Source organism: Flavivirga jejuensis (genome assembly GCF_030540765.1).
Classification (GTDB): Bacteria; Bacteroidota; Bacteroidia; order Flavobacteriales; family Flavobacteriaceae; genus Flavivirga; species Flavivirga jejuensis.
In genome coordinates this window covers 1,009,258-1,030,510 of the sequence record NZ_JAUOEL010000001.1, presented here as the reverse complement: position 1 = coordinate 1,030,510, position 21,253 = coordinate 1,009,258, and the positions used below count along the sequence as shown (strand labels likewise).

General features: G+C 31.2%; 12 protein-coding genes. All 12 read left to right on the top strand.

Going from position 1 to position 21,253, the window contains the following annotated elements:
• The first annotated feature begins 7 nt into the window (after window positions 1–7).
• The 12 genes from Q4Q40_RS04495 (at window position 8) to Q4Q40_RS04440 (ending at window position 21,178) form a co-directional block, all read left to right on the top strand.
• Complete coding sequence (locus Q4Q40_RS04495; RefSeq protein WP_303300522.1) at window positions 8–1,846, top strand: metallophosphoesterase family protein; 1,839 nt, start codon at window positions 8–10, stop codon at window positions 1,844–1,846.
• 32 nt (window positions 1,847–1,878) lie between these two features.
• The gene (locus tag Q4Q40_RS04490; protein WP_303300521.1) at window positions 1,879–5,913 is read left to right on the top strand and encodes a two-component regulator propeller domain-containing protein; all 4,035 of its coding nucleotides are present in this window, start codon (window positions 1,879–1,881) and stop codon (window positions 5,911–5,913) included.
• A 119-nt stretch (window positions 5,914–6,032) separates the two neighbouring features.
• Window positions 6,033–6,911 carry an inositol oxygenase family protein gene (locus tag Q4Q40_RS04485; RefSeq protein WP_303300520.1) on the top strand — a complete coding sequence of 293 codons (879 nt, stop codon included), beginning with the start codon at window positions 6,033–6,035 and terminating at the stop codon, window positions 6,909–6,911.
• 99 nt (window positions 6,912–7,010) lie between these two features.
• The gene (locus tag Q4Q40_RS04480; RefSeq protein ID WP_303300519.1) at window positions 7,011–8,588 is read left to right on the top strand and encodes a solute:sodium symporter family transporter; all 1,578 of its coding nucleotides are present in this window, start codon (window positions 7,011–7,013) and stop codon (window positions 8,586–8,588) included.
• A 20-nt stretch (window positions 8,589–8,608) separates the two neighbouring features.
• On the top strand, window positions 8,609–9,907 hold the full coding sequence (gene fucP, locus Q4Q40_RS04475) for an L-fucose:H+ symporter permease (protein ID WP_303300518.1): 1,299 nt from the start codon (window positions 8,609–8,611) through the stop codon (window positions 9,905–9,907).
• Between the two features lie 491 nt (window positions 9,908–10,398).
• Window positions 10,399–11,430 carry a T9SS type A sorting domain-containing protein gene (locus tag Q4Q40_RS04470; RefSeq protein ID WP_303300517.1) on the top strand — a complete coding sequence of 344 codons (1,032 nt, stop codon included), beginning with the start codon at window positions 10,399–10,401 and terminating at the stop codon, window positions 11,428–11,430.
• 103 nt (window positions 11,431–11,533) lie between these two features.
• Entirely contained in the window at window positions 11,534–12,490 is a 957-nt protein-coding gene (locus Q4Q40_RS04465; protein WP_303300516.1) for a sugar phosphate isomerase/epimerase family protein, read from the top strand.
• A gap of 43 nt (window positions 12,491–12,533) precedes the next feature.
• Window positions 12,534–14,879 carry a chondroitinase-B domain-containing protein gene (locus Q4Q40_RS04460; RefSeq protein WP_303300515.1) on the top strand — a complete coding sequence of 782 codons (2,346 nt, stop codon included), beginning with the start codon at window positions 12,534–12,536 and terminating at the stop codon, window positions 14,877–14,879.
• Between the two features lie 8 nt (window positions 14,880–14,887).
• Window positions 14,888–17,134 (top strand): heparinase II/III family protein, encoded by a 2,247-nt coding sequence (locus Q4Q40_RS04455; protein WP_303300514.1) that lies wholly within the window; start codon window positions 14,888–14,890, stop codon window positions 17,132–17,134.
• A 5-nt stretch (window positions 17,135–17,139) separates the two neighbouring features.
• Window positions 17,140–18,090 carry a hypothetical protein gene (locus Q4Q40_RS04450; RefSeq protein WP_303300513.1) on the top strand — a complete coding sequence of 317 codons (951 nt, stop codon included), beginning with the start codon at window positions 17,140–17,142 and terminating at the stop codon, window positions 18,088–18,090.
• Between the two features lie 456 nt (window positions 18,091–18,546).
• Complete coding sequence (locus Q4Q40_RS04445) at window positions 18,547–20,817, top strand: alginate lyase family protein (RefSeq protein WP_303300512.1); 2,271 nt, start codon at window positions 18,547–18,549, stop codon at window positions 20,815–20,817.
• Between the two features lie 13 nt (window positions 20,818–20,830).
• Window positions 20,831–21,178 (top strand): cupin domain-containing protein, encoded by a 348-nt coding sequence (locus Q4Q40_RS04440; protein ID WP_303300511.1) that lies wholly within the window; start codon window positions 20,831–20,833, stop codon window positions 21,176–21,178.
• Window positions 21,179–21,253: the final 75 nt, after the last annotated feature.

Here is a 21,253-nt window from a genome sequence, read left to right as displayed (position 1 = left end):
TATTTTAATGCAAGTTTTAAAAAATTTAATATTCATTTTTTTATTGTTTGCACTTACAAAATGCAAAACAGAACAAAATTTACAACCTAAAAATGTGCAAATGGCATTTTTGGCAGATGTTCATTTTCAAGATATTTATGCAGAATTTAAAGATGCCAACTATAAAGGCATAAAAAATCCAATATCAGATGAGTTTGTCAATATAAGAACCATGGGGTCACAATTAAAGTCCACCAGAATTTTCAATGAAAATTACTTTGCTTTTTTAGCCGCTTTGGATGATATTTCTAAAAGAGGTATTAAAATAGTAGTCCTTCCAGGAGATTTTAGTGACGATGGCCAACCAATACATGTTAAAGGCTTAAGACGTATTCTAGACAACTATTCAGAGAAATACGGGATCTCGTTTTTTGCCACAACAGGTAACCATGATCCTGTTAGACCTTTTTCCAGAGAAGCCATAAAAAAAGACTTTTTGGGTGAAGGCGGTAAAGAACAAATTATCGCAAGTTCAGAAAGTAAATTAAAAATAGTAGAAGACGATCAATTAAAACCAATCATAACATCTGGAATAAAAAACTGGGGCTATCAAGAGATTTTAAATGAAATGTCCGATTTTGGGTTTTATCCAAAACAAGACTACCTATATTGGGAAACCCCATTTTCAAACTATAATTATACAAACTATAATTTTAAAAAAGCAAGTGAAGCATCTCCTTTAGAAAAAAGAGTATATCCCATTCAACATAATACTGCTTTTCTTCCAGACGCAAGCTATTTAGTGGAACCTATAAAAGATGTTTGGCTTTTGGCAATAGATGCTAATGTATATATTCCAAAGGAAAAAACATTAGATTTAGAATCCAGTCAAGATGATTATACAGGAGCAAGTATTGGTTTTAATAATGTGTTATCTCATAAAAACCATCTCGTAGATTGGGTTGAAAGGGTATCAAAAAACGCTAAAGCACATGGTAAAACATTAATTGCTTTTAGCCATTATCCTATGGTCGATTTTAATGACGATGCCTCTTCAGAAATGAAGACGTTTTTTGGTTCGAATAAGATGCAATTACATCGTGTCCCGAACGAAGATGTTGCAAAAACATTTGCAAATGCAGGTATTCAAATACATTTTGGAGGACATATGCATATAAACGATACAGGTGTTCGGACGACTGCAAAAGGAACATTATTCAATATACAAACACCATCATTAGCAGCATATATACCAGCCTATAAAATATTAACCATACATTCAGATTCTGAATTTGATATAGAAACTGTGGTTACAGACTCTGTTCATAATTTCAATAAACTGTTTTCCCTTTACGAGCAAGAGCATACACATTTAGAAAGTATAAAGAAGATTAATATTTGGAATAAAGACATTCTTAAAACCAAAAACTATAGGGAATTTACACAATGGCATTTAAAAGAATTAACGCGGCTTCGGTTTATACCAAAAGATTGGCCTAAAACATTTACGGATGCTGTTTTAAAATCTTCAGGTAAAGATTTGTTATTGATGGCTCAGGATAATAAACAAGTAATCAATCAACAATTAGCATCAAAAAAATGGTCTTTAAACGATTTTGAAAGCTGGACAGGTTTCGATATGATTTTTGATTTTTACAGATTAAGAAGTGCAGATGAGTTAGCTCTAGCCGATATTGGGTTAAAACGATTGGAGCATTATCAATTTGTTTGTGATCAGTTATCAAAATCTGGAAATAAAGCATTTGCATTGTGGCAAAGTATATTGAAGAAGACAGCAAACGGATACCCTTCAAATCATTTCAAAATCAACTTAAAAACAAGTACAATAGAACGAATAAATCCATAAATAATGATTAAATTGTATACATAATTTATCTTATGAGACACCATTTTATTATAATATGTTTGGGTATTTTTTCTTTTGTTAGTTCTAATTCTCAGAATATAAAATTCGAACATTATAATGACAATAGTGGATTGTCTCATAACTCTGTACGTCATATTGTTCAAGATAAACATGGGTTTTTATGGCTGGGAACATTTTCTGGTCTTAACCGTTTTGATGGGTATCAATTTAAAACGCATTTAAGCTCATCACCTGGCGATAACAAAATTAATAATGACGATATCACAGCACTACATCTTGATGAAGACTCAAATAATCTCTGGATTGGTACAAGAAAAGGACTGACTCTTTTTAAAACAGACACCCAAAAATTCACAACATTTTTACCTGAGGCAAATAACCCTAATAGTTTGCCAGATGAAGAAATTCGTTCTGTTTATGTAGATAAATTTAAACGGGTTTGGGTAGGCACTAAAACAAAAGGTGTCTATGTGTTTTTTGTAGACGAAAACCGATTTGAAAAAATTGAAATTAAAGGTTTCAATTATGTAAAAGCAATTTTTGAAGATAGAAAAGGGAATATCTGGATTGGTAGTTATGGAACAGCATCTGTAGCAAAAATAACTTTAAATACCACTGGGGATGTGTCTCAATTGGTTAGTTACATGTTATCTATTCCTAATTCGAATGAAAAGAACCCGTATATCAACTTTATATACGAAGATTCAAAATCGGATATATTTATAGGAACACGAGAAGGACTTTATAAACTTAACAAAGCAACAAATACCTTTACAAATCTTTATATTGAAGATGACGATACGAGAGATAGTTTAGGCCCTTATTTTTTGTCTGTAGCTCAAGCTCCTGATGGAAAATATTGGGTTGGAACTTTAGGAGGTCTACTGGTTTGTAATCAATTGGAAGATATAATTAATGGCGATTTCCAATGGCATTATGCAGTGCTTTCAGACGATACATCTTTAATAGACAACTTGGTTTCGGCATTGTATTTTGATGCTTCTGGAGTGCTTTGGATTGGAACAGAAGATGGCTTAGATAAATATGATCCTTATGAAAATCAATTCAACCTTAATAAAGATATTTCAAAATATATAGGGAATCAAGCACCACGTATTAGAGGGTTTTCAAAAACAATAGATGATAGAATTATTGTTGCGACAAGACATAACGGTCTTTTTATTTCAAAAGACGCCAATTTTGTTCCCTTGTATAACAATCAAAAAGATATAGCAAGTATTTATTCTGATGATGGAGACATTTTCTATTGTGGGCTCTGGAACGGAAAAATATTGGTTTATAATTATGGAAAAAACACATCAAAAGTAATAGATGTAGGTTTTGAACAATCGCCGGTATTTGCTTTTAAGAAAATAGAAAAAGACACCCTTATGTTGGGGTCTTTTGGTGAGGGTGTGGTCGTTTTAAACACAAAAAACTTAACATTAAATAAATCATTAGGCACCTTGCTTCCTGGTTTTGAAATAAATGCCATTGAAGTAGATTCCTATAAAAACGTTTGGTTTGCTACTGAAAGTGGTGTTGTAAAATATGCTATTAAAACTGGCGAAATCAAATCATATAATAATAATCTCACCGGGCAGATAGGGCTTCCACATGATAATGTAAGTGATATTATATTAGGTAAATACGGGGGAATCTGGGCAGCGACACGTACTGGCTTAAGCACCTATAATAGTTATAAAGATTCGTTTGAACCAGTAAAAGAACCAAAGGAAATTGCTGGTAAATGGATTACAGATATGGTTACAGATTCCAATGGAGATTTGTGGCTAAATATAAATAATAACAGTGTAGCAAGATTAAAAACAAGCCTTAAGGATTTTAATATATATCATGTAAATAGTGGTAATAGATTGGATGTATTTAGCTCAAGCGGGTTTTATAATTTTGATAACTCCAATATTTATTTAGGTGGTAAAAATGGTATTATTTATTTTTCACCATACACTATTAACGAAAATAAATGGTCACCTTTACCTGCAATTACAGAATTCAAGGTTCAGAATAAAGAGGTGTTTCCTGGTAATAAAGTTAATAATCAAGTCCCATTAGAAAAAGATTTAAACGTATTAAAAGACATTCAGCTTAATTATAAAAACAGAAATTTTTCATTACAATTTTCAACCCCTTCTTATGCAAACGAAAAACTAAATAAGTTTGAATACATGCTGGAAGGTTTCGATAAAGACTGGATACTTGCCAATAGTAACTCTAGAACTGTTCAATATACAAACCTGTTTCCTGGAGATTATATTTTTAATATAAAATCTAGTAATAGTGATGGGCATTGGAGTGATGTTGTTTCATATAAAATAAAAATTGAACCTCCTTTTTGGCTAACATATCAAGCCCTTCTTATATTTCTATTATCTACGTTTATAATACTTTATTTTATCAGAAGAGATATTAGAAATAGAATACGATTAAAGCAAGAACTCGTTACAGAAAAAGTAAATAGAGAGCGGGATGTTAAATTAAATAATGAAAAACTTCGCTTTTTCACCAATATTTCGCACGAATTAAGAACACCATTAACACTTATTTTAGGCCCAGCAAAACAATTGCTGGAAGAATCTAAAACTAATGGTACCGATTACCAAAAAAGCAGGTACAACCTCATTCATCAAAACGCCAGTAGACTATTAAATTTAGTAAACCAGGTACTGGACTTTAGAAAAGCACAAACAGGAGAATTAAAACTTAAAGTTTCAAAAACCGATATACTTTTATATACTCAGAACACATTTGATTCTTTTAAAGAATTAGCATTTAATAAACACATTCAACTCAACTTTAATACTGAAAATGATACGCTTTTTGGTTGGGTAGACAGAGACAAATACGATAAAATATTATACAATCTATTATCAAATGCTATAAAATTCACCAATAAATATGGTCATGTAGATTTATTTGTAAGACTAAAGGAAGAAAAGAAAGACTCCTTAATAATTGAAGTAAGCGATGATGGTATTGGTATTCCGTCAAAAAGTCAAGAAAAGATTTTCACAAGATTCTATCAAGCCACAAACAGTAAAGAAAACAATACAGGTTCTGGAATTGGATTGTCGCTAGTAAAATCTTTAGTAAAACTTCATAAAGGCACTATAAAAGTACAGAGTAAACGTAATAAAGGTAGTGTCTTTATTGTAGAAATCCCTATAAACCGTAAATACTATAGCGAAGAAGAAGTTTTTGAATTTGTTACAAATGAAACAGAAACAGAAATTATACCAAATATCCCAAACAAAAAAATTATTAATAATACTCAAATTAAAGAAAAGATACTAGTTGTTGAAGATAATATAGAACTTAGAAAATATTTGATAGATTATTTATCTGATTATTACAAAGTTTACGAGGCCGATAATGGTAAAAAAGGACTTCAAGTCTGCCGACAGGTTAAACCTATTTTGTGTGTAGCAGATGTGATGATGCCTGTTATGGACGGGCTTGAATTTTGTTCTGAGTTGAAAAACGACGAATTTATAAGCCATATCCCAGTAGTTTTATTAACTGCACTTTCTGAAAGTGAAGATAAAGTGAAAGGCTTTAACGTTGGCGCAGATGGTTATTTGGTAAAACCTTTCGACCCATCACTGCTTGAAGCTATGATTGCTAATATCATTAAAACAAGATTAGAGTTAAAGGCTACATTTTCTAACGAAGTTGAAAGTGAGATAGGTTTATTAACCCATTCACCTATAGATGAAGAATTAATGAAAAAAGCATTAGATTTAATTGAAACTAATCTAAATAAAGTTGATTTAACTACCTCCTTTCTATGTAAAGAACTAGGGGTGAGTTCTTCCAAATTATATCGAAAAATTAAAGAACTAACCGATTTATCTCCTAATGAATTTATTAGAACAATAAGATTAAAAAAATCAGCTCAACTTCTAAAAACAAAAAAGTATAATGTATCAGAAGTCACTGATTTAATAGGTTTTAACGACCCTTTATATTTTAGTAGATGCTTTAAAAAACAGTTTGGCTTCCCTCCTAGTAAGCTAATCAAATAGTATAAATACTATTTTTCATATTGAATTTGTCCATAATTTTGGTGTATTTGTCCATTTTGATATATCCCTTAAATTATAATTTAGTTGTTTCCTTATTTAATTATTATAATTTTAAGTATATGAAAAAGCCATTGAATATTAATTCTGACAACCCTATGGAAAGTGTTGATGATTGGGAAGATGATTTATTAGTAAGATATCCAGATGCTTCTGAAACAAAAAAAGAGAAAGAAGCATTTCGTAATTATATAGATTCCGAACGTTTAGATACCGTTAAGGAATTTTACAGATTAAACCACACCTATCAAACTTATGATTTTGTATGTTCCAAAGAAGAAGAATACCTGAAGTTTGACAAAAAGGAGATGTCTATTTGGGAAGCAGTAGATTTCTTAAATACTCTAGTTGATGATAGCGACCCAGATATAGATTTAGACCAATTACAGCACTTATTACAAACTTCAGAAGCGATTAGAGCAGATGGCCATCCAGATTGGTTTGTGATCACTGGCTTTATACATGATTTAGGTAAAATTTTATGTTTGTTTGGAGAACCTCAATGGGCCGTAGTAGGAGATACATTTCCTGTTGGCTGTGCGTTTTCAGATAAGATTGTGTATTCAGAGTTTTTCAAAGAAAACCCAGATTATACAGATGAAAGATTTAATACTAAATACGGGATTTACAAACCAAACTGCGGATTGGATAACGTAAAAATGAGCTGGGGTCACGATGAATATTTATATCAAATATTTAAAGACTTTTTACCCGATCCTGCCCTGTATATAATACGCTATCATTCATTTTATTCTCAACATCGCGAAAATGATTATACCCATTTAATGAATGAAAAGGATATTGAGATGTTTGAATGGGTCAAAAAATTTAATCCTTACGACTTATATTCAAAAGCACCAGTACCTCCAGATGCCAAGGCATTACTTCCTTACTATAAAGAATTAGTAGCTAAATTTTTTCCAGAAAAATTGAATTTCTAAATTAAAACATAGCACATATTTTTTTTGAATATGTAATGATATCATTACATAAGGCATTTTTTTGCTTTCACACTAACTAAACTAAACGAACCAACCATAATGTATACTGTTATTTCTTTTATTGCCTTTACGGCTTTTGTTGCTTTTTATTCCTGGTATAAATTAAGAAAAGAAAAACTAGATTCGAAAGATGGTTATTTTCTTGGCGGAAGAAGTTTAACAGGCGTTGTAATTGCTGGCTCTATGCTACTTACTAACATTTCTACCGAACACTTAATTGGTATGAATGGGTCTTCGTATAAAAACGGATTTATTATCATAGCTTGGGAAGTCACATCTGCTTTAGCTTTGGTTGTTGCTGCTATTTATTTTGTTCCTAAATATTTAAAAATGGGACTTACTACCATACCTCAATATTTAGAAAAACGTTTTGATAGTACCACAAGAACTTTAGTGGCTTTGTTTTTAATGATTTCGTTTATAGTAACCTTATTGCCTATTGTGCTTTATACGGGAGCTATTAATATTGAGAGTATTTTCAATATCTCAGAAGTTTTAGACATATCAAAAAAAGAAGGTCTATGGATTACTGTTATAGCCATTGGAATTTTGGGCTCTGTTTATGCCATATTTGGGGGATTAAAAGCAGTAGCTGTATCTGATACTATTAATGGATATGGGCTCTTAATAGGAGGACTTGCCATTCCTTTAATAGCACTTGTAAGCATAGGTGATGGCAATCCTCTTACTGGATTAAGCAAAGTATATGCACACAGCCCAGAAAAGTTTAATGTTATAGGTGCTAAAGACTCCGTACTACCTTTTGGAGTTCTTTTTACGGGTTTAATTATAAACCAGCTCTATTTTTGGAGTATGAACCAAACTATTATTCAACGTGCCTTAGGTGCTAAAAATCTAGTAGAAGCCCAAAAAGGATTATTATTTACTGGTGTTTTAAAAATATTAGTTCCTATCATAATAATTTTACCAGGCGTTATTGGGTTTTACTACTATGGTGATTCTCTTTACGATAATCAAGATATGATATATCCAGAGCTTATTAAAAAAGTTTTACCTGTAGGTTTAGTGGGCATATTTGCTGCAATTGTTATGGGAGCCGTATTAAGTACTTTTAATAGTGTTTTAAATAGTGCCGCAACTATTTTTAGCATAGATGTTTATAAAAGACATTTTGGGAAATCATGCAGCGATAAAAAATTAGTTAAAGTTGGAAAGGGAACTTCTGCGGTTTTAGCAGTTTTTGCAATTCTCGTAGCACCAATGGTAGCAAGCGCTCCAGATGGTTTATATCAATTATTACAACAATTAAACGGTATTTTCTTTATCCCCATTGCATCTATAATGATAGCTGGCTTTTTTCTTAGTAAAATATCGGCAATGGGCGCTAAAGTCGCATTATTCGTGGGATTAGCATTTTATATTCTAACAACCTTTGTTTTTAAGGTAAATGTTCATTTTGTACATATATGGGGGATAGAATTTTTATTAAATTTGGCTGTAATGTTTGGAGTCTCCTATTTTTATCCACCAAATGAAGACTTTAAACAAGAAGATTTACAAATCGTAGATATGAAAGAGTGGAAGTACACTAAACAAATGTCTATTTTTTTATGTCTTATAACTATAACTATATATGTGTTATTGGGCAGGAATTAATCAACAAAACAATTTAAAAGATGAGTAAACCAGTTATTGTATCCAAAAAAGTATTATTACCTTTTATCCTATTAACATCTTTATTTGCATTGTGGGGTTTTGCCAATGCGGTAACAGATCCTATGGTACAAGCCTTTAAAAAAGTTTTAGAATTATCTAATTCACAAGCAGCTTGGGTACAAATGGCTTTTTATGGAGGCTATTTTTGTATGGCATTACCAGCAGCTCTTTTTGTTCGTAAATATTCATATAAAGTAGGTATTCTAATCGGACTGGCACTATTTGCAGGTGGAGCCCTTTTATTTTATCCTGCAGCCATTACAGAGAAATTCTGGTTTTTTTGTCTGGCATTGTATATTTTAACCTTTGGATTAGCTTTTTTAGAAACTACGGCAAATCCTTATGTGTTAGCAATGGGCTCGCCCGAAACAGCAACACAACGTTTAAATCTAGCACAAGCTTTTAACCCTGTTGGGTTAATTTTAGGCTTATTAGTTGCCCAACAATTTGTTCTTAAAAGGTTACAATCAGACGACATTGAGAATTTTAGTTCTTTGGTTGAAGCAAAAAAGGCATTGATAAGAACTTCAGACTTAATGGTAATTCGTAATCCGTATGTTATTTTAGGCTTGGTTATTTTATCTGTATTTGTATTAATTTTAATAAATAAAATGCCTCAGGCAAAAGGCGACGGTAACATTCCTAGTATTGGAGACACATTTAAATCTTTGGGTGAAAACAAAAAGTATGTTATGGGTGTTATATCGCAGATTTGCTATGTTGGTGGACAAATTATGTGCTGGACATACATTTATCAGTATGCAGAAGCTATAGATATTACTAGTGATGTTGCAGCGAACTATCAATTTGCGGCATTCTTATTGTTTATGGTTGGAAGAGCTATAGGAACTTACATGTTACGCTTTTTTAGTCCAGGCAAATTATTAATGTATTTTGCCATTTTATCAATGATATTTACCCTGGGAACGATGTTTATTGAAGGTCAATTTGGACTTTATTGTTTAGTAGGAGTTTCATTTAGTATGTCACTCATGTTCCCAACTATATATGGTATAGCTTTAAATGGATTAAATGAAGAGGAATCTAAAATTGGTGCAGCGGGGTTAGTAATGGCCATCGTAGGAGGCGCTTTAATGCCTAAACTCCAAGGTATGATTATTGATGCAGGTGGAAATGATGTAGATGATATAAAAATTGTTGGAATATCCGAGGTTAACTTTTCTTTTATATTACCATTAGTTTGCTTTTTGTTTATTGCTTTTTATGGTAGAAATGTATATAAAAAATACATGGCCTAATTTTTAACATCTTTTGAGTAATAATACCAATTTATAACTCAAAATAACCCATATAATTTGTTTAGTTCACTAGTCATATTTCAATATAAAATAAAATCAGAACTAAAACTATTATTAAATTTTCTATCTTATTAGAACAAAATATAATTCAAATTATTTATAGTTCGTTTTAAATAATAATTTGTATAAGTTTTACATGTAAAACCTTCAACCTTTTTTGGTTGGAGGTTTTTTATTTTTCAACAACCTGATTTACAACGGATTAACTTCAGGAACTTCCTTCAAATATTAGTTGCATTTCCAAAACATTCGTAATTATATAAATACTTCATTGTTAATATTTTGCATTTTTTGTTAAAATATTTGATTAGATAGATAAATATGTATATATTCGAAAAACTAAACTGGTTAACCAGATTGGAAAACCAAAAAACCACTTCTTAACTTAAATAATTGAGGGAAAATTTTTACAAACTATTAAACTTTAAATTATGAAAACAAAATTACTTATTGCAAAACAAAATTCTTACACATTTTACACCCTATTGGTATGCTGTTTGTGTTTTAATTACGGATGGAGTCAAACTAACCTTGTATTAAATGGTACGGGTGATTTGTTTACTATTACTCAGGATGATGCTGACGCTAATGGATGGAATAGAAATGATTCAGATAATGCCGATGCTTTTGATATGTCACCACCCAGTACAGTCGTTTATGATGCAGATGCTAAGACCACTAATAATACTAGTCCAAGCCCTTATAGAGCATTATGGAACAATGGTGATTTAGATACCTGGCTTGCTACTAATTGCGGTGACAATAGTGAGATACCTGGTTCTTCTTCCGATGGTAATTTTGATTATAGTGCTGGTCCTACCATGGGTGTACCAACGAGAGGATTAAAAATAAATGAAGCTTGTCGTCGTTTATATCAGTATGTACCAGTTACGGCAGGTGTTAGTTATACTTTATTACTTGAGTCTCGTTCTGAGTTAGCTGACCACCCTTCAGAAGTATATATTTTAAATACCGAAATTGCTGATGAAGTTGGTCTTACTAGCTCTAGTTCTACTGTTGATGCTTTTTTAGAGATCACAAATGACTTTAACTCAAGTAAATCAAATGCAACAACGGATAATTTTACTAAAAGTTCATTGGAATTTACGCCATCAGGTTCTTTTATTGTTATTTATATTAAATCTCCAAACACTGTTGATAGTGATGATGAAGTGTTTTATGACAATATAGAGCTTTATGAGACATCAACATTATCTCTAAATGATATTTCAACTTCAAATTTCAAAATATATCCAAACCCAGCTAAAGACTATATAACAATACAATCAAAAGATTTAAAAATAAATTCAATTGAAATATTTGACCTTCTAGGTAAAAGTATTTATAGTAAAATTGAACCAAGTGATAATAAAATAAACGTTTCTAATTTTAGCAAAGGTATTTACTTATTAAAATTGGAATCTGAAGGTAAAAGTTTAGCAAAGAAAATAGTAGTGCAATAGAAAATTTTGAGTTAGTTTTAAAAAAAGTCTTTTAGTAAAATAAAAGGCTTTTTTTTAATAGATTATATTTTAGTGCACTTCAGTATTTAAATTTCACTTAATAATGGAATCAGAAAGCCGTAGAAACTTTATAAAAAAGACAATTTTAACAACGGGGTTTATAGCCAATTTTGGGCTTCTTGAGGAAGCCATGGCAGCAATTAGTATAGAACCCCATGATGATCTTTCAATTCATATTTTCTCTAAACATCTCCAGTTTTTAGATTATAAAACCACTGGAGAAATGGCTGCAGAAATGGGATTCTCTGGAGTCGATTTAACGGTTAGACCCAAAGGGCACGTATTACCAGAATTAGTTAAAACAGATTTACCCAAAGCAATATCAGATATTAAATCGGCAGGATCTAACTGTAAAATGATAACCACAAGTATTGAAAGCATTAACAATCCATTAGATGTTGATATCATTAAAACGGCTGCAAAACAAGGGGTTAAATATTACCGCACACATTGGTTTAAATATTTAGAAGGAAAACCCATGAACGAATCACTTGAGATCTATAAACAAGAAGTCAAGAATTTAAGCGATCTTAACAAAGAAAATAATATTGTTGGTTACTACCAAAATCATGCAGGTACAAATGTTGGAGCATCTTTTTGGGAGATTAATGCCATACTTGAAGGGGCAGATTTAAATTATTTTGGAACCCAATACGATATTCGTCACGCCGTTGCAGAAGGCGGTCACTCTTGGAAAAATGGATTAAAACTGTTACAGAATCATATAAAAGGTATTGTGTTGAAAGATTTTAAATGGGAAAAGATAGACGGAAAATGGAAAGCCGTTAATGTGCCAATTGGAGAAGGCATGGTTAATTTTGATGCCTATTTTAAATTATTGAAAACATACAAATTAAAACCACCCGTTTCACTTCATCTGGAATATGATTTAGGTGGTGCCGAAAAAGGACTTAGTAAAATTTCTGTAGATAAAAAAGTAGTATTTGATGCCATGGTTAGAGACCTGAATGCTTTACAACAACTATGGCGACATGCTTAATTTTAATAATATATCAATTATCAAAAAACAAAAACCAATATTCATGACCTACATCTTTAATTTTTTTACTCAATTCAACGCTAAAAATAAAGCGTTATTCTTTTTAAGTGTTTTACTTTTATGTTGCGCATGCGAAAACACACCAACAGTTAATAAAATAACAGTAAATACAGAAGAGGAACTTAATAATGCTATTACTAAAGCAACCCCTGGAGATGAAATTATACTGGCTAATGGAGCCTGGAAAGACATACAAATTCAATTTTATGGAACAGGAACAAAAGATGCTCCCATTGTTTTAAAAGCAGAAACACCAGGCGACGTTTTTATTGAAGGTGCATCAAATTTACAAATAGGAGGCACATATTTAGAAGTTAGAGATCTGTACTTTAAAAATGGCTATACCCCTACTCGAAATGTTATCCAATTTGGAATAAGTAAAGACTCTATTGCCAATCATTGTAAAGTGACACATTGCGTGATTGAAGAATTTACACAACCAAATAGAGACGATACAGATCATTGGGTAGAGTTTTGGGGCAGACATAACGAATTAAGCAATTGTTATATAACAGGAAAATCGAACTTCGGTCCTACCATAATGGTTCAGTTAAAAGGAAATCAACATATTAAAAACTACCACCAAATAATAAACAATCATTTTGGACCAAGGCCTAGAAAAGGGGGGCCACATGGTGAAACTATGCAAATTGGAGATAGCGGTACCTCAATGGCACCATCGCATACGTATGTCGCTAATAATTTATTTGAGCGTTGTAATGGTGAGGTTGAAATAATATCGAGCAAATCAAACTATAATGAGTTTAGAAATAATGTGTTTTTTGAAAGTGAAGGTTCTTTAGTTTTAAGGCATGGTAACTATGCTACTATTGACGGTAATGTTTTTATTGGTAATGATAATTCGGAGTTTATTGGAGGGATTCGTGTTATAAATACAGGACATTGGATTACTAATAACTATTTCTATAAGTTAAAAGGAAGCATGTTTAGAGCACCTTTAGCAGTTATGAATGGCATTCCAAAATCACCACAAAACAGATACCTTCAAGTTACAGATGCTGTTATAGCACATAATACTTATGTAGATTGCGTAACACCATTTCATTTTAGTGTAGGATCCAACGTAAGTCAAAGCGATGTATTACCAAAATCTGAAATCCGTTCAGCGAGACCAACTAGAACGACTGTGGCTAATAATTTAATATTTAGTCATGAAGGAGGTACTTATCCAATAAAGAATTATGATAAAGTTGATGGCGTCTTATTTAAAAACAATATTTTAAATGTTGAAAACAAAAGTGACGTAAAGCCAAAAGGCATCCTAACTAAAAGTTTTAAAGTCAATAAAATATCAGACGTATTGTTTGTTCCAACAGAAAATGATAAAGATGTCTATTATGGCTTTGATTTTGAAACCATTACCACAGATTTATTCGGAAATAAGAGAACTTCAGAAAACAATAGTGTTGGTGCTATTGTAAACCCAGTAAAAGATAATGCTGTATTAGTTGATAAAACGAAGTATGGAACCGATTGGTTTTCTATTGAAAAAGAAAAATACGAACCTAAAACAATTTCAGTTGCAACAAACCAAGAATTACTAGAGCATATTAAAAGCGTAAATTCAGGTGATATCTTGTCATTAAAATCAGGAAGCTATGCCATGGATACCTCTTTAGTTATTGATAAAAAGGTAACCATAACATCTCAAGATAAAAACAATAAGGCAGAATTAGTATTTACATCAAATCATACAGCATTCGAAATGAACCCTAAAGGAAATCTGATTATTGAAGACATTGTACTAAGGGGAAATAACACACAAGATGCTTTTGCTACTTTAGATAAAAATATGACAAAGGCCTATAATTTATGGGTCAAAAATTCTGAAATAAGCCATTTTAAAAATGTACTAAGCGTTTCAAAAGGATCATTTGCCGATACTGTTTCTGTTTCAAATTCAATTATTAAAGATTGTATTAGAGGGATTCAATTAAATAAAGAAACTAACGACAAAGGCGATTATAATGCTGCATTTGTTTACATTACTAATTCTACTTTCGATAACATAAATGAAACTGCTTTAGATTATTATCGTGGTGGTTACGATGAGTCTACAATAGGTGGCAACTTAAAACTTCAAAACAACACGTTTACTAACTGTGGTAAAGACTCAAAAGACCATATTTTAATAAAAAATCGCGGCATTGTAAATGTTGATTTCTCTAATAATACATTTACTAACAATCCTGTAAAAGTAATTGCTGTTTTATGGGGAGAAAAAGGACAGAAACCAGTCGATAACGTTATTAAAAATTCAGGAGAAATTAAAGTTGTTCAAAATTTAAAATTGAAATTAATGTATTAATCTCATAAATGAAGAATTCAAGAAAGTTGTTTTTTCTGGGATTACTTTTTGTACTCCAAAATGTTTTTTCACAGGAAATACCAACTACAACTATTATTTCTAATGAAAAGCTTTCTAATTTTTTAAAAGTAGAAGTTAAAGATAAATTTACCTCTAAAGGAGCTATTACTCAAGCCGATTTAGCACAGTATTTTAGAGAGAAATTTTCTAAACGTTACTTCTACGATTGGAAAACATTTGATATGCGTTTTAAGGATTATAACTCGATTTATAATCAAATAGAAAAGAATCATGAGAAAAGGGCATTAGACCATATATCTAAATACTCGGATGCTACGCAATGGAAACTTCCTTTTAACTACTTGTTTGGAGAACCCGTAAATACGTATGCTTTAAGACATTTGGCACGCCAGCATAAAATGGTTGATGTTGCTTTTTATTATAATTACCAAGATAAAAACCCTAAGTATTTAAGCTATTTTACAAACCAATTAAAATCTTTAAATGTTGCTTTAGAAAAAGGCGAATACGAAAAAATTGAAAATGGTAATGGTATTTATGAAGCCTTTCGTTCTGGGTATCGTATCCTGAATTGGCTACAAATTCATAATATGTTTTTGGGTGAAGCATCGTATACAGATAATGACCAGTTAACGACCATAGCAACCTTATTACAACATGGTGCGCATTTATACGCTAACAATACCGAATTTCATTCTGGAAATCACCAAACACGGGGGCTTTCTGCTTTAGCAATGCTTTCCATTTTATTAAGAGACTTTCAAAATACAGATGCATGGTACGAACGCTCCATGCGTTTACTAGAAGAACATCTGTCAAAAGAAATTAATGATGATGGCTTTCAATTTGAGCGCACAGTACATTATCATATGAGTGATATAGGTAATTATTATTACGTATATCAATTGGCAAAGCTAAGTGGTTTAGAAGTCAATGATTTTTGGAAAGACAAATTAAAATCTTTGTTTATAACATTAACAAAAGTAGCATATCCAGATAAATCTGCTCCTGTACTTTCTGATGATACCGATCAACCTTGGGCGGAAACCAATGATATTTCTGGTGCTTTAACTTTAGGATATTTACTATTCGATTCTCCTAAAATGGGCTATTTCGCTAATAATTATGTAAAAGCTAATATGTATTGGTATTTAAGTGGCTCCCAATTAAAAATGCTTGAAAAAGTGGAAGCTACAAAACCAACTATGAAATCTGTAGAATTTCCAACAACGGGGTATTACATTATGCGAGAAGGTTGGAATGATCATGATAAAATGATGATCATTTCTAATGGCTTAGATGATAAAAAACCAGACCATCAACACGGCGATATGTTAGGCGTACAAGCTATGGCAAATGGTAAGGTGATATTACCTAATTATCAAGTAAGGTATTCTCTTAAAGATTTAGAATTGTTTAAAAACTCAATGACTAAAAATGTGGCTTTAGTAGATAATGAGTTACAAGGAAAGCAATACACTTCTAATAAAGGAGGGAGTGGTTTTGGAAAATATAGAGAATTACCAGAACCAAAAACGATAGCTTGGAAAACCGATAAAGATTTAGATGTTTTTATTGGAAGCCATAATGGTTTTGAAAATATTGATGTCGCATATAGCAGACAGGTTATTTATGTAAAGGATGATTTTTGGATTGTAAAAGATAATTTTAAATCTAATAAAAAACACACCTATAAACAAGTTTGGCAAGGGCACTATAGCTTAGAAATGACACCAAATTTAATAAGATCTACATTTGATAATGCCTCTGGCTTAGACATTTATCAATTAAGAAAAATAGATGACGTTTCTAATTCTGGTCAACGTGGAAAAGGATGGTCTGTGGTTTCTAAAAAAGACCAAACCAATTTTAGTTTTATCACGGCTTTATATCCTTATAAGGGGTATTCAAACAGACTTGATGAAGATAAAGAAAACCCAGATTTGAAGGGTTGGGAATTACATGCTTCAAAATGGAAAATTACTGGAGTACAATCGGTATCAATAACAAAAGATGGCGCTGATATGTTTTTTTCGGTAAAACAATTACAATTAAATAATATTAAAATTGAGTTTTCTAATATTTCAGATGCATTTTTAAAATTAAACCATGATAAATTAGTAATACAATCTTTATCTGATGAAGTCATTCAAATGTCAATTAAAGGTGTTTCAGAAATTAGAAAGTATACGATTGAACCTGGAAATAAAATAGAGGCTACAATTAAAAATTAATACACATGAAAAAAAAAACAAAAAGTGGTTTACTGATACTTTTCTTTTTCATTGGCTTTAGTAATAATATTCTTTCTCAGGAAAAAACCATTAAGATTAAAACTGAAAGAAACAAAGACAAAAGTGTTGATTTTTATTACAAAAAGAATCTTCCTGGAAGCTTTCATTTAACAATAAAATTCACAACTTTAGAAAACACAAAAGCTTATACTTATAGAGAGGTTGTTAAATCTAATTATGGTTTTTTGTTTAAGTTAAAACCAAAAAATGCTAACGAATCTATAAAATATTCTTATAGAACTTCATATATAAGAGGCATTCCAAATCCTAAAATTGATAGTTTATTCACCTATACTTTGCCATTTAAAAAAGGAAAACATGTTATAATACATGAAAATAATAATGTTGGAGAAAAGTATTTTAATGACGAAAAACCTAAAAACTGGAAATCGTATGGAATAAAGAGAAAACAAGCAGACACTGTTACTAATATGCGAAAAGGCATTGTTGTTAAAATCACCAATAAGTTTGATACAGATACCTTAGTCAAAAAGAAATTTACTACTCAAATAAATCGTATCTTAATTGAGCATGCAGATGGGACTTTTGCAAGTTATAAAGGCTTTAAAAAAGATGCCATTTTTGTAAAACTCGGACAAAAAGTATATCCACAGACTGAACTCGGTATTTTAGACATCTTTAATGAATCGTACAGATTGTATTTTAACATATATTATCTTAAAACAGATAGTCTTAATAGTAAAGAAAAGAGTACTTTAACAAAGAGAAAAAGGAATTATGCATACATAACGCCTTATTATTATACAGAAAAAGGTGCTGTTCAATTAGAAAACAAAAACAAATATAAAATTGTGTTTGATGATGAAGCATTTCTAAAAGAATTCAGCAAAAAAGAATTCAAAAAATATAAAAAAACCCCAGAACATTTTGAATAAGACCATAGTCATAATGAGTGTTTCAGGAGTTAAAAAGCAGTATTGAAGTGCCCTACACTTCTCATTAATGATTTGGTCTAACAGAATCTTAGTAATGTTGAATTCTTTTAAGAACGAGTTCCATTTTGTATAAAAACAACATAGATTTATGTTAAATATCCATCGAATGTTTGGTTAATTGTAAAATTGATGTATTTTTGGTAAACCAATCTGGTAAACCAATTTTAGTTTTAAATAATTTATTGTTTACTTTTTGTAATAATCAATATGGAAAGAGTTTTTTTAGGAATCAAGTCAGAAGATGTTCAGGTTAGTAATCACAAAAAACATAACCTAAAGAATCTATGGATTTTTAATTCAGGTTTTTAAGAAATCATTTATGTGTTTTCTTAAAAGATTCCTTACAAGGAGAAGGAACAGATTAATTAAATTTAGAAATAATTTTTAATACTTAATATGAATTCAAAAATTAAAACGACGCTTTTGGTTATTGTCCTTATGGCACTTTCTTGCAAAGAAAAAGCATTAGAAAAGTATAATGATCAATCAGATAGTCAAGGTCATCCTAGTTTGATTTTAACAAAATCTGGCGTTGAAAAAATTAAATCTCAGTTGGGGAGCATTCCCATATTTGATGCATCTTTAGAAGCTACAAAAGACGAGATTGATGCCGAAATTGAATTAGGTATAGATGTGCCAATTCCAAAAGATCTTTCGGGAGGTTATACACATGCGCGCCATAAACGTAACTTTTTAATGCTTCAAAAAGCAGGCGTATTATTTCAAATTTTAGACAACGAAAAGTATGCTGTTTATGTTCGAGATATGTTAATGGCCTATGCTAAATTATATCCAACATTACCTGTACATCCGCAAACCAGATCTTATGCAAGAGGAAAATTGTTTTGGCAATGCTTAAACGATTCTAACTGGCTGGTTTACTCAAGTCAAGCTTACGATTGTATTTTTGAATGGCTTAGTAAAGAAGAACGTGATACTTTAGAAAATGATTTATTTATACCATTTGCTAATTTCATTTCAGAAGGAAATCCACAGTTTTTTAATCGCGTACATAATCATAGTACCTGGGGAAATGTAGCTGTAGGTATGATTGCTTTGGTTATGGATCATGACGAATTGTTAGAAAAAGCATTAAATGGATTAAAAACCGACAACCTAAAAGTAGGAATGAAAGATAATGATGGCGGATTTATAAAAGTTGAAGGTCAAAAAGTTGGTTTTCTGGCTAATGTAGATGAACCTTTTTCGCCAGACGGATATTACACCGAAGGCCCTTATTATCAACGTTATGCTATGTATCCATTTTTAGTCTTTGCAGAAGCATTACATCATGTAAAACCCGAACTTAAAATTTTTGAATATAAAGAAGGGGTTTTATTAAAGTCTGTGAATACATTAATAAACTTATCAGATGCTGATGGTGAATTTTTCCCATTAAACGACGGGCAAAAAGGGATGTCGTATTACTCAAAAGAATTGGTTACGGCTGTAGATGTTGCCTACCATTATGGAGGAAACAATCCAGAGTTGTTAAGTATTGCTAAAAAACAAGACCGTGTTTTATTAAATGACTCAGGATTAGCAGTAGCATTAGGTATTAAAGAAGGAAAAGACAAACCATTTGATAAAAAATCCATCAATTTATCTGATGGTTCCAATGGTGATGAAGGCGGTGTTGGCATTTTAAGAAGTAAAGGTTTAGAACTTGTTTTTAAATATGCAGGACAAGGCTTAAGTCATGGTCATTATGATAAATTGTCCTTTTCTTTATATGAAGAAGGCGAAGAAGTTCTCCAAGATTATGGATTATCCCGATTTGTTAATATAGAACAAAAAGGAGGCGGTAATTATTTAAAAGAAAACAAAACATGGGCAAAACAAACCATAGCACATAATACGATAACACAAAATGAAGTTAGCCATTTTGGAGGAAAGTACGAAGTTGGAAGTAAACACCATTCCGAATTGCATTTTTATGATGCTACCAATCCGCAGGTGCAAATAGTAAGCGCAAAAGAAACGAATGCATATCCAGGCACACAATTACATCGAACCTTAGCAATTATCGATGATGAAGATTTTGAAAAACCTTTTGTGGTAGATATAATGAATGTGGCATCAGAAAATAAGAATCAATATGATTTCCCATACTATTATTTTGGGCAAATTATGAAAACCAATTTTGAATATAAAGTACCTTCAGAGTTAAAACCTTTGGGTAAATCAATCGGATATCAACATTTATGGAAAGAAGCCGAAGGTATGCCATCATCAGATAATGTAACGTTTTCATGGTTAAACCATGGTAAATTTTATACCATAACAACAACATCCGATGCTACAGATAATTTAATCTTGGCAAGAATAGGAGCAAAAGACCCAGAGTTTAATTTAAGACGAGAACCCGCTTTTATAATTAGAAGACATGCTAAAAGCACAACATTTGCGTCTGTAATTGAATCACATGGAAATTATAGTCCTATATCAGAATCTGCAGTAAATGCCTATGGTAGTGTTTCAAGTTTAAAAGTTATTTATAATAACGAGAATTATACAGCAGTTCAAATTGAAAATGTTAATGGGAAAATAAAAATATTGGTTATAGCCAATAATGATGCATTAAATAAAAATGAACATCATTTAGAAATAAAGAATAAAGAATATAAATGGGTAGGATCGTATACCTATATAACAACTATAAATTAAAAAAGAAATCAAAATGAAAACATTTGGAGCAAGTAAAGAATTTTTATTAGGAGATGACATGGAATGGGAAACTGTTGGAGAAGGCGTTCAAAGAAAAATAATGGGTTATGATGATAAAATCATGCTAGTAGATGTAAATTTTGCAGAAGGTGGCGTTGGCCCGATGCATGAGCATTACCATTCGCAAGTAACCTATGTAGTAAGTGGCGAGTTTGAGTTAACTATTGGAGATGAAACCAAAATGATGAAAGCTGGTGATTCATTTTACATTCCACCACATGTGATGCATGGTGCAATTTGTAAAAAAGCAGGAAAACTAATTGATGTATTTAGCCCAATCCGTGAGGATTTCATGGAATAAGTTTACTAATAAACAGAATTAATTTGTTTTAACAAAAAATTGACATATATTTGGAAAACCAATCTGGTAAACCAA

What these genes read in the sequence shown, in the direction of transcription:
- Q4Q40_RS04490 (WP_303300521.1), top strand. Translation starts at nt 1,879, where the DNA reads ATGAGACACCATTTTATTATAATATGTTTGGGTATTTTTTCTTTTGTT.
- Q4Q40_RS04450 (WP_303300513.1), top strand. Translation starts at nt 17,140, where the DNA reads ATGAAAAAAAAAACAAAAAGTGGTTTACTGATACTTTTCTTTTTCATT.
- Q4Q40_RS04485 (WP_303300520.1), top strand. Translation starts at nt 6,033, where the DNA reads ATGAAAAAGCCATTGAATATTAATTCTGACAACCCTATGGAAAGTGTT.
- Q4Q40_RS04465 (WP_303300516.1), top strand. Translation starts at nt 11,534, where the DNA reads ATGGAATCAGAAAGCCGTAGAAACTTTATAAAAAAGACAATTTTAACA.
- Q4Q40_RS04480 (WP_303300519.1), top strand. Translation starts at nt 7,011, where the DNA reads ATGTATACTGTTATTTCTTTTATTGCCTTTACGGCTTTTGTTGCTTTT.
- Q4Q40_RS04495 (WP_303300522.1), top strand. Translation starts at nt 8, where the DNA reads ATGCAAGTTTTAAAAAATTTAATATTCATTTTTTTATTGTTTGCACTT.
- Q4Q40_RS04460 (WP_303300515.1), top strand. Translation starts at nt 12,534, where the DNA reads ATGACCTACATCTTTAATTTTTTTACTCAATTCAACGCTAAAAATAAA.
- Q4Q40_RS04445 (WP_303300512.1), top strand. Translation starts at nt 18,547, where the DNA reads ATGAATTCAAAAATTAAAACGACGCTTTTGGTTATTGTCCTTATGGCA.
- Q4Q40_RS04470 (WP_303300517.1), top strand. Translation starts at nt 10,399, where the DNA reads ATGAAAACAAAATTACTTATTGCAAAACAAAATTCTTACACATTTTAC.
- Q4Q40_RS04440 (WP_303300511.1), top strand. Translation starts at nt 20,831, where the DNA reads ATGAAAACATTTGGAGCAAGTAAAGAATTTTTATTAGGAGATGACATG.
- fucP (WP_303300518.1), top strand. Translation starts at nt 8,609, where the DNA reads ATGAGTAAACCAGTTATTGTATCCAAAAAAGTATTATTACCTTTTATC.
- Q4Q40_RS04455 (WP_303300514.1), top strand. Translation starts at nt 14,888, where the DNA reads ATGAAGAATTCAAGAAAGTTGTTTTTTCTGGGATTACTTTTTGTACTC.